Genomic DNA, 12,593 nt, shown 5'->3' with positions numbered 1-12,593 from the left:
TGCGCGGCCGGAGGGAGGTACCATTGGGGTTTGATCCCCGTAACGGTCCCGATTCATGCGTAATCCGCTGATGCTCCTTCCGCTGGCCGTGGCCCTGGCCGCCGGCTGCTCCCAGGAGGCGGCCGCGCCCGCCGCCGCCCCGACTGCCGCAAAGGCCCCCGCCGCCCCCGTGAACGCCGAGAACCGCAGCCACGACGAAAGCTCGTATGCCGAGCCGGACAAGGTCGCCATCAAGGACATCGCGCTGGATCTGAAGCTGGACTTCGACCAGAAGCAGATCGGCGGCACCGCCACCTACACCCTGGAATGGAAGCAGAAGGACGCCAGGCAGCTGGTGCTCGACACCCGCGAGCTGACCGTGTCCAAGGTCGAGGCCGTCGCCGCCGATGGCGCGCGCAGCCCGCTGCAGTTCGCGCTGGCCCCGGTCGACAAGGTGTTCGGCAGCAAGCTGACCATCGAGACCCCGGAACAGCCGGCCAAGGTGGAAGTGACCTACCACACCGCACCGACCGCCTCGGGCCTGCAGTGGCTGGCGCCGTCGATGACCGAAGGCAAGAAGCTGCCCTTCATGTTCAGCCAGTCGCAGGCCATCCACGCCCGCTCCTGGGTGCCGCTGCAGGACACCCCGAGCGTGCGTTTCACCTACAGCGCGCACGTGGTCTCGCGCCCGGACGTGATGGTGCTGATGAGCGCCGACAACGATCCGAAGGCCGCGCGTGACGGTGACTACACCTTCAAGATGCCGCAGCCGATTCCGTCCTACCTGCTGGCCATCGCCGCCGGCGACCTGGTGTTCGAGCCGATCTCCGGCCGCTCCGGCGTCTGGGCCGAGCCGACCATGGTCAACAAGGCCGCCAAGGAATTCGAAGACACCGAGAAGATGATCGGTGCCGCCGAGAAGCTCTACGGCGAATACCGCTGGGGCCGCTACGACATGCTGGTGCTGCCGCCGTCGTTCCCGTTCGGCGGCATGGAGAATCCGCGCCTGACCTTCGCCACCCCGACCGTGATCGTCGGTGACAAGTCGCTGGTCTCGCTGGTCGCCCATGAACTGGCGCACAGCTGGTCGGGCAACCTGGTGACCAACGCCAGCTGGAAGGACATCTGGCTCAATGAAGGCTTCACCACCTACGTCCAGGGCCGCATCACCGAAGCCCTGTACGGCAAGGAGATGGCCGAGATGGAGAAGCAGATCGACCAGACCGACCTGCTGGCCGAAGTGAAGGACATGAGCCCGGCCGACCAGGCGCTGGCGCTGCCGCCGCTGAACGAGCGTGACCCCGACGAAGCCCTCAGCCAGGTCGCCTACGTCAAGGGTTCGTGGTTCCTGGAATTCCTGGAGCAGCGCTTCGGCCGCGAGACCTTCGATCCGTTCCTGCGCGGCTGGTTCGATGACCATGCCTTCCAGAGCGCGAACACCGACCAGTTCGTCGCGTACATGAAGAAGAACCTGCTGCCGAAGAATCCCTCGGCAGTGACCGAGGCCGAACTGAAGGCGTGGCTGGACGAGCCGGGCATTCCGGCGTTCGCGGCCAAGGCGCAGTCGCGCAACTTCAGCAGCGTCGATACCGCGCGCATTGCCTTCGCCAGCGCCGGCACCGTGCCGAGCAGCCAGGTCATCGCCGACTGGAGCACGCAGGAATGGGTGCGCTTCATCGACGGCCTGGGTGCGACCCAGCCGCTGGACAAGCTGGCCACGCTGGACAAGGCGTTCCACTTCACCGGCACCCCGAATGGCGAGATCGCCATGCGCTGGTACCCGCTGGCGATCCGCAGCGGCTACGAGCAGGCCAATGAAGGTGCTGCCGCGTTCATCGAGCGCGTCGGCCGTCGCAAGCTGATCCTGCCGATCTACGCCGAACTGGTGAAGACCCCGAAGGGGCTGGAGCTGGCCAAGCAGGCCTTTGAAAAGGCCAAGCCGGGCTACCACCCGATCACCACGGCCTCGGTCCAGGACATGCTGGCCAAGGCTGAAGCCAAGTAACCGGTGGTGCCGGCCGCTGGCCGGCAACCGGTCACTGCTTCACCAGCTACGGCGGGGAAACCCGCCGTTGCTGTATCCGCTTTTCGCTGCCGATAGAATCGGGATGCACTCGCATAGGACCTCCGCCATGAAACGACTGATCCTGCTCACCGCCTGCACCCTGGCCCTGGCCGCCTGCAGCAACCCCGAGGAAGAGCGCAAGGCGCAGGAAGCCGCCGCGGCCGCCGTGCAGGCGCAGAAGGAAGCCAAGGCCGAGGACGTGGCCAAGCAGTACGACATGGCCGTGGCCGCGCAGGACTGGGAACGCGCGCGCCTGCATGGCGCCTCGCTGCTGGACCAGTACAAGGACACCGCCGCCGCCGAGCGCATCGCCGCGGGCTTCGACGAGGTCAAGGCCAAGGGCGATGCCGCGCGCGACCTGCGCCGCATGCAGGCGCTGTGGCAGTACAACCAGATCCCGGTGGGCAACAAGGGCAACCAGGTTTCGGCGCAGATCTACAGCAAGGAACGGGTGGACGTGGATGGCAGCGGCGCCAAGCCGGTGCAGCTGGTGTTCCGCGATCACCCGGAGTGGAAGCGGCACGCTTACCTGGTGCTGCAGGCCGGCGATTTCCGCTGCCCGCAGTGCACGGTGAAGGTGACCGTGGACGATGGCAAGCCGGTGTCGATGGCGGCCTGGCGCCCGAAGACCGATGAAGCCATCGCCCTGTTCATCACCGACCAGAAGGCGTTGTGGAAGCTGGCGCGCAAGGGCAAGTCGATCAGCATCGAGTTCCCGGTCAAGGCTGGCGGCACGCGTACGGCCGTGTTCGAGACCGGCGGTGTCGACGCCAGTCGCATGCCGCAGTGGTGGCAGTGATGATCGCGACGGGCAGCGCAGTGCACGCGTTGTCCGCGATCCGGCACTGGGTCTTCGACATGGATGGCACGCTGACCGTCGCCGTGCATGATTTCGCCGCGATCCGCCGTGCGCTGCAGATCGCGGCCGAGGAGGACATCCTGGACCATATCGCAGCGTTGCCGGATGCGCCGGCGCAGGCCAAGCGTGAGTGGCTGCTGGATCACGAACGTGTGCTGGCCGAGGAGGCGCTGCCGGCGCCGGGTGCGGTGACGCTGCTGCGTGCGCTGGCAGCCGACGGTTGCCGGCTGGGCATCCTGACCCGCAACGATCATGCACTGGCGAAGCTGACGCTGGACGCGATCGGGGTCGGGGAACTGTTCGATGATGCCGACATCGTCGGCCGTGATGAAGCGGTGCCCAAGCCCTCGCCGGATGGCCTGCAGCAGCACCTGCGGCGCTGGGGCATTGCAGCGAGGGAGGCGGTGATGGTCGGCGACCACGCCTACGACCTGGAGTGCGGCCGCGCCGCGGGCGCCCATACCGTGCTGGTCAACCTGCCGGAAAACCCGTGGCCCGGCCGTGCCGACTGGCATTTCGCCGATTGCCGCGCGCTGTTGGCGGCCTGGCAGGCCGCATGACCGTGTAGAGCCGAGCCCACGCTCGGCTGCTCTGCGGTCAGATCGCGCAGGCGCGCGCAAGCCGAGCATGGGCTCGGCTCTACAGAGAGCAGGCAACGTGTCGGTCGGAAGTTCCGGTAGTGCCGGCCGTCGGCCGGCAGTGTCGACCCAGGTCGACACCCACCGAGCGATGCGCGGGCAGTGCGGCTTACGCGCCCAGCGCGTAACCGAACTGCTGCTTGAACTGCTCGTTGAACTCGTCGAAGGTGAAGCGCTGGTTCTGCGTGCCCGGGTGCTCGACCTTCAGTGCGCCCATCAGGTTGCCCATGCGGCCGATGGTCAGCCAGTCGTAGCCCTTCTGGATGCCGTAGATCAGGCCGGCGCGGAAGGCGTCGCCACAGCCGGTCGGGTCGACCACGCGGCGCTCGTGCGCCGGCGGGATGTCGTAGCTCTTTTCCGGGGTGTGGATGACCGCGCCCTTCGGGCCGCGGGTGGTGATGTAGGCCTTGACCCGGCTGACGATCTCCTTTTCGTCCCACCCGGTGCGCTCCTGCAGCAGGTTCGACTCGTAGTCGTTGACCACCACGTAGTCGGCCTGGTCGATGAAGGCGCGCAGTTCCGGGCCGTTGAACAGCGGCATGGCCTGGCCCGGGTCGAAGATGAACGGGATGCCGTCCTCGTGGAATTCCTGCGCGTTCTGGATCATGCCTTCGCGGCCGTCCGGGCCGACCAGGCCCAGGGTCACGCCCGGCACGCCGCGCACATGGTTCTCGTAGGAACGCATCATCGCGCCCGGGTGGAAGGCGGTGATCTGGTTGTTGTCGTGGTCGGTGGTGATGAACGCCTGCGGGGTGAACAGCTCATCGATCACGCGCACGCGCGACAGGTCGATGCCCAGGCCTTCGAAATACTCGCGGTACGGGCCGAAGTCCGAACCCACGGTGCCCATCGGGATCGGCTGGCCGCCCAGCAGGTGCAGGTTGTAGGCGATGTTGCCGGCGCAGCCGCCGAACTCGCGGCGCATGCGCGGCACCAGGAAGGACACGTTCAGGATGTGCACCTTGTCCGGCAGGATGTGATTCTTGAACTGGTCCGGAAACACCATGATGGTGTCGAAGGCAAGAGAACCACAGATCAGAGCGGACATCGATGTAAGCCTATGCGGTGAATTTTGGGGTGGGCCAGCCCGGTTCAGCGGGCAAGCAAACGGCGCCCTTGGGCGCCCGACGGCGCAAAGGTTACCCGCTGGTGCCGCTCAGGGCCAGAACCGGGTGATGCCCGATCAGGCCGAAAGCCTGTGAAGACGCGGGTTCAGCTAGTTTTTTCCTTGCTCGGCGGCAGGCGGGTTGCTAGGCTTGTCGGCCTCGATTTCTGCCCATTTTTTCGCCATCCCGCGGCGGGCACGACACCCCTCAGGACTCCTTCCTCAGATGTTCAAGAAACTCCGTGGCATGTTCTCCAACGACCTGTCCATCGACCTGGGCACGGCCAACACCCTCATCTACGTGCGCGGGCAGGGGATCGTGCTGAACGAGCCGTCGGTCGTGGCCGTGCGCCAGGACCGTGCCATCGGTGGCACCCGCTCGGTGGCAGCCGTGGGCGCCGAAGCCAAGCAGATGCTGGGCCGTACCCCGGGTCACATCACCACCATCCGCCCGATGAAGGACGGCGTCATCGCCGACTTCACCTACACCGAGGCGATGCTCAAGCACTTCATCAAGAAGGTGCACAAATCGCGCGTGCTGCGCCCGAGCCCGCGCGTGCTGGTCTGCGTGCCGGCCGGCTCGACCCAGGTCGAGCGCCGCGCGATCAAGGAATCGGCCGAGGAAGCCGGTGCCCGTGACGTGTTCCTAATCGAAGAACCGATGGCGGCCGCGATCGGCGCCGGCATGCCGGTCACCGAGGCCCGTGGCTCGATGGTCATCGACATCGGCGGCGGCACCACCGAAGTGGCGGTGATCTCGCTCAACGGCATCGTCTATTCGGCCTCGGTCCGCATCGGCGGCGACCGCTTCGACGAGTCGATCACCAACTACGTGCGCCGCAACCACGGCATGCTGATCGGTGAAGCCACCGCCGAGCGCATCAAGGTCGAGCTGGGCTGCGCCTACCCGCAGGCGGAAGTGATCGAGATGGAAATCTCCGGCCGCAACCTCGCCGAGGGCGTGCCGAAGATGATCAAGATCAGCTCCAACGAGGTGCTCGAGGCCCTGCACGAGCCGCTGTCGGGCATCGTCAGCGCGGTCAAGCTGGCGCTGGAGCAGACCCCGCCGGAACTGTGCGCCGACGTCGCTGAGCGCGGCATCGTGCTGACCGGTGGTGGCGCCCTGCTGCGCGACCTGGACCGCCTGATCTCCGAGGAAACCGGCCTGCACGTGCAGGTGGCCGACGATCCGCTGACCTGCGTGGCCCGCGGTGGCGGCCGTGCGCTGGAGCTGGTGGACATGCACGGCAACGAGTTCTTTGCGCCGGAATAAGCCGTCCCGGCCGTTCCTGCCCGCCGCGCCCTTCCGGGGTGCGGCCCGCCGTGATGGCGGGCCGGCACCGGCGGGGCGCCCGCGTGTTTCCCTTTCGCCTTCTGCCAGTTGAATCGTTGCCGTGCCGCCCTACGCCGGTCCTCCCGTTGCCTCCCGATCCGGTGATGCCGCCAGCCCCTTGCGGTTGCTGGCCTATCTCGCATTGGCCATCACCCTGATCGTGCTCGACGACCAGGCCGGCTGGCTGGCGCGCCTGCGCGAGCAGGCCAACAGCCTGGTGCAGCCGGTGTGGGCGCTGGCCGGCCTGCCCGGCAAGCTCGGCAACCAGGTCAAGGATTCCGCCGCCAGCCATACCCAGCTGGTGACCGAGAATCGCGAGCTGCGCAACCAGCTGCTGCTGGCCAACGCGCGCCTGACCCGCCTGCAGACCGCCGCGCTGGACAATGCCCAGCTGCGCGAACTGCTGAACGTGGCCGAGCGCAGCGGCCTGGACGTGCAGCTGGCGCCGATCCTGGACATCGACCTGGACCCGGTGAAGCAGCGCTTGGTGCTCGACGCCGGCACCCGCGAAGGCGTGCACGTCGGCCAGGCGGTGATCGATGCCGGCGGCTTGATGGGGCAGGTGATCAGTGTCACCGGCGGCACTTCCACCGTGCTGCTGCTGACCGACCCCGACCACGCGGTGCCCGTTACCGTGGCCCGCAACGGCGTGCGCCTGATCGTCTACGGCCGCGGCGATACGCTGGAGCTGCGCGACATTCCGCTCAGCGCGGGCGTGGAAGTGGGCGATGAGATCGTTACCTCCGGCCTCGGCGGGCGTTTCCCGGCCGGCTTCCCGGTCGGCACCATCACCGGCCTGCGCCCGGACGACACCCATGCCTTCCTGGTCGGCGAACTGAAGCCGGCGGCCCAGCTCGACCGCGGCCGCGACGTGCTGCTGCTGCGCCCGGGGGCGGCGATCCGCATTCCGCCGGGACTGCGCCTGCAGCTGGAAGAAACCGCCCCGGGGGGGCCGGCCACCGGCGCCAGCGTGCCTGCGGGAGCCGCGCCAGCGGCAACGACGCCGGCTCCGGCCAGCTCCCCGGTAGTGCCGGCCGCTGGCCGGCAACAGCCCTCGTCGCAAACGAGGACTGTTGCCCCCGCATCCTCCCTTACCCCCGCGCCTTCGGCGCGCGCCCCTCAGCCGACTGCACCTTCGGCGCAACCGGCCCGCGCATCCTCCCTTACCCCCGCGCCGTTGGCGCGCCCCCCTCAACAAGAGGGGGGCTCCACCCCAGGCGGGTCCACGGTAGTGCCGGCCGCTGGCCGGCAACCGACCACGCCGGAGGCCCAGCGATGAGCCGCCTGCGCGACAACCCGTGGGTGCTGCCGGCCAGCCTGGTGGTGGCGCTGCTGCTGGGCCTGCTGCCGTTGCCGGCGCTGCTGCAGCCGCTGCGCCCGTACTGGCTGGCGCTGGTGCTGGCGTACTGGGTCATCGAAGCCCCCGAACGCGTCGGCCTGGGCATCGCCTTCGCCAGCGGCGTGGTTGCCGACCTGCTGTACGGCGGCGTGCTGGGCGAACAGGCGCTGCGGCTGGTGATGCTGGCCTTCATCCTGCAGCGCTTCCGCGCCCGCATCCGCTTCTTCCCGATGTCCCAGCAGATGCTGGCCATCGGCGGCCTGCTGTTCAACGACCGCATCGTCAGCGCGCTGGTCCACATCGTGGTGGATGAGCCGACCCTGCCGTGGTCGTACTGGTGGGCACCGCTGCTGGGCATGGGCCTGTGGCCGCTGGTGTTCGTGCTGCTGGACGCGGTGCGCTTCGGCAAGCGCGGGCGCTGAGCCATGATCCCGCGCCGCCAGGTCAAGAACCCGCACGCCGAAGCCGAACAGTTCCGCCGCCGCGCGGCGCTGGGCTTCCTGGGCGTGCTGGTCTGCCTGCTGGGCCTGGGCGGCTGGTACTTCAAGCTGCAGGTGCTGGACCACGACGTCTATGCCACGCGCTCGGAAGCCAACCGCATCAAGCCGCGGCCGGTGGTGCCCGGGCGCGGCATGATCTACGACCGCAATGGCCGCCTGCTGGCCGAGAACGTGCCGGCGTTCCGCCTGGACGTGACCCCGGACAAGGTCAAGGACATGGACGCCACCCTGGAAGGGCTGGCGAAGATCATCAACATCAGCCCAGAAGAGCTGGAAGCGTTCAACAAGTCGCGCAAGGCGCGCCGCAAGTTCCTGCCGGTCACGCTGAAGCTGCGCATGAGCGACGAGGAGATGGCGCGCTTCGCGGTCGACCGCTGGCGCTTCCCCGGCGTCGAGCTGGAGCCCTACCTGACCCGCCGCTACCCCTACGGCGATCTGTTCGCGCACATCATCGGCTACGTCGGCCGCGTTGATGACAAGGATCTGGAGATCCTCGGCGAAGGCAATGCCGCGCTGACCCACATCGGCAAGTCCGGCCTGGAGCGTTACTACGAGCAGCAGCTGCGCGGCAAGGTCGGCTACGAGCAGGTCGAGACCAACGTGCAGGGGCGCGCGATCCGCACCATCGGCCGCGTCGCCGCGCAGTCCGGCGCCGACCTGCGGCTGTCGATCGACGCCGACCTGCAGCGCGCCATGGTGGCCGCCTTCGGCGACCAGGAAGGCTCGGCGGTGGCGATGGACCCGCGCACCGGCGAAGTGCTGGCGATGGTCAGCCTGCCGTCCTACGACCCCAACCTGTTCGTCAACGGCATCTCGCATGCCGACTTCAAGGCGCTGAACGAAAACCCGTCGCGGCCGCAGTTCAACCGCCTGGTGCTCGGTGGCGTCGCCCCCGGTTCCACGTTGAAGCCGCTGATCGGCCTGGCCGGCCTGGATTCGGGCGTTCGACGCCCGGAAGACAAGGTGCTGTCCACCGGCATGTTCTATCTGCCGGGCACCTCGCGCGGCTGGGGTGACGCCCACCGTGGCGGCCATGGCTGGACCGACCTGCGCAAGTCCATCGCCGAATCGGTCAACACCTACTACTACAAGCTGGCGCTGGACCTGGGCATCGAGCGCTTCGACCATTACATGGAGTACTACGGCTTCGGCCAGCCGACCGGTATCGACCTCACCGGCGAAATCGGCGGCATCCTGCCGTCGCCGGCCTACAAGCGGAAGACCCGCAAGGAAGCCTGGTACCCCGGCGATACGGTCAACATCAGCATCGGCCAGGGCGACTGGAAGGTCACCCCGCTGCAGTTGGCGCGCGGCGTCAGCGCGCTGGCCGACGGGCAGCTGCGCACCCCGCACCTGGTGATCCAGCAGCGCGACGGCTTCGACAGCGACTGGACCGCGACGCCGCCCGGCGAGAGCAAGCCGGTCAGCCCCAACCCCAACAACGTGCAGGCGGTGCGCGAGGGCATGATGGCGACCATGCGGCCGGGCGGCAGCGGCTGGCGCGTGGCGGTCGGTGCGCCGTACGTGATGGCCGGCAAGACCGGTACCGCGCAGGTCATCAGCCGCAAGGGCACCGCAGCGGTGAACCCGAAGAGCCTGCCGATGCACCTGCGCCACCGCGCGCTGTTCGTCGGCTTCGCGCCGGTCGAAAACCCGGTGATCGCGATCGCGGTGGCAGTGGAAGGCGGTGGCTATGGTGGTTCGGCGGCTGCGCCGATCGCCCGCAAGGTGTTCGATGCCTACCTGCTGGGCAAGATGCCCGAGGGCATGCAGCCGCTGGACAGCGAGCGCGGCACCACCGCCATCGGCGCCACCGCGTTCGACAACGAAGATGCCGGCGCGCGCCAGGCTGGCGACCTCGCCGCGGCGCAGCTGGGTGAACATCCGGTGCTGGTCGGCGTGCCGGCGCCGGAACCTGTACCCGCACCGCAGCCGGGTACGCCGGCCGCCGCCGTGTTGCCCGCCACGCCACGCCCGACCGTCGCGGAGCCCGTACGATGAGAGTGTTCCTGCGCTGGGCCGGCGACATGCTGCGCCGCTTCTTCAGCACGCTTGACTGGGTGCTGTGCCTGGCCCTGGGGACGCTGATGGTGATCGGCCTGGCCACCCTGAAGAGCGCCGGTGGCGACAGCCTGGTGATGGCCCAGGGCGCGCGCTTCGCCGTGGGCATGGCCGCGCTGTGGGGCATCTCGCGGGTGCCGATCCTGCGCATCCGCTCGGCTACGCCGATGATCTACGCGATCTCGATGATCCCGTTGCTGGCGGTGTTCGTGCTGGGCACCGGCAAGTACGGCCGGCAGTGGCTGGACCTGAAGTTCTTCTACCTGCAGCCGGCCGAGCTGCTGAAGGTCAGCCTGCCGATGATGGTGGCCTGGTACCTGCACAAGATGCCGCTGCCGCCGCGCTTCAACACCGTGCTCGTGGCCCTGGTCATCATCGGCGTGCCCACTGGCCTGGTGATGCTGCAGCCGGACTTCGGTACTGGTGTGCTGATCGCCGCCAGTGGCGTGTTCGTGCTGTTGTTGGCCGGCCTGCCGTGGTGGTGGGTTGGCCTGGGTGTGGGTGGCGTGGCCGCGGTCGCGCCGGTGGCCTGGTTCTGGTTGCTGCGGCCGTACCAGAAGGACCGCATCATGATGTTCCTGGACCCGGAGATGGATGCGCTGGGGGCCGGGTGGAACATCATCCAGTCGAAGATCGCGATCGGTTCCGGCGGCTTCGATGGCAAGGGCTGGGGCGAGGGCTCGCAGTCGCACCTGAACTTCATTCCCGAACAGACCACCGACTTCGCGTTCTCGGTGCTGAGCGAGGAGTTCGGCTGGATCGGCGTGGCCACCGTGCTGGCGCTGTACCTGGTGGTGATCGGGCGCTGCCTGTGGATCGCCAGCCAGTCGCGCGATTCGTATTCGCGCCTGCTGGCCGGCGCCACCGGCCTGGCGTTCTTCGTCTATGTGCTGGTGAACGGCGGGATGATTTCCGGCCTGCTGCCGGTGGTGGGCGTGCCGATGCCGCTGATCAGCTACGGCGGCACCTCGGCGGTGTCACTGCTGGCCGGCTTCGGATTGGTGATGGCGGTGCGCAGTCACAACCCGGTGCACGGCGGCTACGGCTGAGTACGGCGTCGGGGTCAGATCCCTTTTTCCACAGGGAAAAGGGATCTGACCCCACAGCCCGGCTACGGAGATCAGAAGCACCCTGACAGCTTCACGCAAGCGCCCGTTGCTAGCGTGCTGTGCGTGGAATGGAAACGACTGTTTGGCGGCTGCCGTGAGGCAGTGCGCACGATCGATCTGCCGTTGCTGGTCGCATTGCTGATCCTGATGGGCGCGGGCCTGGCGGTGCTGCACAGTGTGTCCGGGCCGGTGGCCGGGCAGGCGGCGCGCTTTGCGGGTGGACTGCTGGCGATGTGGCTGCTGTCACGTGTTTCGCTGCTGCGCCTGCGCGCGTGGACACCAGCGTTGTACGCGCTGTCGATGCTGCCGCTGATGGCGGTGTATGTGATCGGCACCGGCAAATATGGGCAGCGCTGGCTCAACCTCGGCGTGTTCTACCTGCAACCGTCGGAGCTGCTCAAGCTCAGCCTGCCGTTGATGATGGCCTGGTACCTGCACCGGCAACCGCTGCCGCCGTCGCCGCGCACGGTACTGACCGCCGCGGTGCTGATCGGCGCGCCGGCGGTGTTGATCCTGATGCAGCCCAACCTCGGCACCGCCACGCTGGTCACCGCCAGCGGCGTGTTCGCGTTGTTGCTGGCGGGCCTGCACTGGGGCTGGGTGGCGACCGGCGCGGCGGGGCTGGCAGTGGCCGCGCCGCTGGCGTGGTTCGGTCTGCTGCGTCAGTACCAGAAGGATCGTGTGTTGACCTTCCTCGACCCGGCGGCCGACCCCCTGGGCACCGGCTGGAACATCCTGCAGTCACGCATCGCGATCGGCTCCGGTGGCTGGGACGGGCGCGGCTGGGGGCAGGGCACGCAGGCCACGCTGGACTTCCTGCCTGAGTACACCACGGACTTCGCGTTCTCGGTGCTGGCCGAAGAGTTCGGCTGGATCGGCGTGGCCACCGTGTTTGCGCTGTACCTGTTCGTGGTCGGCCGCTGCCTGTGGATCGCGGTGCACGCCCGCGACACGCACGCACGGTTGCTGGCCGGCAGCCTGGGCTTGGCGTTCTTCGTGTACGTACTGGTGAACGGCGGGATGATTTCCGGCCTGCTGCCGGTGGTGGGCATTCCGATGCCGTTGATCAGCTATGGCGGTACCTCGGCGGTGTCGCTGCTGGCGGGTATCGGGCTGGTGATGGCGGTGCGCGGGCACCGGCCCGTGCACGGGGGATAGGGTTTCCAGCCAACGGCGCAGCCCCTCGTGGGTGGTCGCGAAAAGCAGTTAACGGGTGAGGCCAGGTAGATGGGCTGCGCAGGGGCCGCTGCAAGTACGTCCATGTAAGCTCGGTCGCCGCATCCATGCGGCTCACGCCCCTGCGCAGCCCATCTACCCGGCCACGGACAGGTTCCGTGCGCGTCTACCCACGGAGAAGAAAGAGAAGATCAAAAGCAAAAGCGGCCTGGCGGGTCGCTTCATTGCCTTGCGTGGAGCCGAGCCATGCTCGGCTCACAAGCAAGCGCAGCGCCGCGACCCGCTTTTGATTTTCTCTTTCTTCTCCGTGAGTGGCAGACCGCCAAAATCTGTCAGAGGCCGGTCGGGTTGGGTACGCGGGGGTGTCAGCCGCATGGATGCGGCTGCCAAGCCTCCAGGGACGGATTCACGGCGTCCCCCGCGTACCCC

Annotated in this window: 10 protein-coding genes; 9 read left to right on the top strand and 1 reads right to left on the bottom strand. The window is 68.0% G+C overall.

What is annotated here, in order from left to right; genetic code table 11:
* Positions 1-55 precede the first annotated feature (55 nt).
* The 3 genes from VG566_RS16355 to VG566_RS16345 all read left to right on the top strand — a co-directional run bounded on the left by VG566_RS16355 (position 56) and on the right by VG566_RS16345 (position 3,463).
* On the top strand, positions 56-1,984 hold the full coding sequence (locus tag VG566_RS16355) for a M1 family metallopeptidase (RefSeq protein WP_241884189.1): 1,929 nt from the start codon (positions 56-58) through the stop codon (positions 1,982-1,984).
* A gap of 127 nt (positions 1,985-2,111) precedes the next feature.
* Entirely contained in the window at positions 2,112-2,843 is a 732-nt protein-coding gene (locus VG566_RS16350) for a hypothetical protein (RefSeq protein WP_008265071.1), read from the top strand.
* Positions 2,843-3,463 (top strand): HAD family hydrolase, encoded by a 621-nt coding sequence (locus tag VG566_RS16345; RefSeq protein ID WP_049406055.1) that lies wholly within the window; start codon positions 2,843-2,845, stop codon positions 3,461-3,463. The genes VG566_RS16350 and VG566_RS16345 overlap by 1 nt, the downstream gene beginning before the upstream one ends.
* A 187-nt stretch (positions 3,464-3,650) precedes the next feature.
* Here the strand turns inward: VG566_RS16345 and VG566_RS16340 are convergent, their stop codons facing one another.
* Entirely contained in the window at positions 3,651-4,589 is a 939-nt protein-coding gene (locus VG566_RS16340) for a carbohydrate kinase family protein (protein ID WP_005411078.1), read from the bottom strand.
* Positions 4,590-4,872: 283 nt separating this feature from the next.
* Here VG566_RS16340 and VG566_RS16335 point away from each other — a divergent pair, with 283 nt between their 5' ends.
* The 6 genes from VG566_RS16335 (at position 4,873) to rodA (VG566_RS16310) (ending at position 12,146) form a co-directional block, all read left to right on the top strand.
* Positions 4,873-5,919: a rod shape-determining protein gene (locus VG566_RS16335; protein ID WP_005419402.1), complete on the top strand. Its 1,047-nt coding sequence runs from the start codon at positions 4,873-4,875 to the stop codon at positions 5,917-5,919.
* 121 nt (positions 5,920-6,040) lie between these two features.
* Positions 6,041-7,258 carry a rod shape-determining protein MreC gene (mreC, locus tag VG566_RS16330; protein WP_241884190.1) on the top strand — a complete coding sequence of 406 codons (1,218 nt, stop codon included), beginning with the start codon at positions 6,041-6,043 and terminating at the stop codon, positions 7,256-7,258.
* Positions 7,255-7,740, top strand: coding sequence for a rod shape-determining protein MreD (mreD, locus tag VG566_RS16325; RefSeq protein ID WP_005419400.1), 486 nt, complete (start codon positions 7,255-7,257; stop codon positions 7,738-7,740). The genes mreC and mreD overlap by 4 nt, the downstream gene beginning before the upstream one ends.
* Before the next feature lie 3 nt (positions 7,741-7,743).
* A complete protein-coding gene (gene mrdA, locus VG566_RS16320) occupies positions 7,744-9,819 on the top strand; it encodes a penicillin-binding protein 2 (RefSeq protein WP_164110165.1) in 2,076 nt (691 codons plus the stop codon).
* A complete protein-coding gene (gene rodA / locus VG566_RS16315) occupies positions 9,816-10,928 on the top strand; it encodes a rod shape-determining protein RodA (RefSeq protein WP_014648447.1) in 1,113 nt (370 codons plus the stop codon). The genes mrdA and rodA (VG566_RS16315) overlap by 4 nt, the downstream gene beginning before the upstream one ends.
* A 123-nt stretch (positions 10,929-11,051) precedes the next feature.
* A complete protein-coding gene (gene rodA / locus VG566_RS16310) occupies positions 11,052-12,146 on the top strand; it encodes a rod shape-determining protein RodA (RefSeq protein WP_241884191.1) in 1,095 nt (364 codons plus the stop codon).
* The last annotated feature ends 447 nt before the right edge of the window (positions 12,147-12,593 follow it).

This window comes from Stenotrophomonas sp. CASM114, from assembly GCF_049384325.1.
Taxonomy (GTDB): Bacteria; Pseudomonadota; Gammaproteobacteria; order Xanthomonadales; family Xanthomonadaceae; genus Stenotrophomonas; species Stenotrophomonas muris.
Note: the sequence above shows the minus strand (reverse complement) of the source record. Positions and strands in the feature narration are given on the sequence as shown.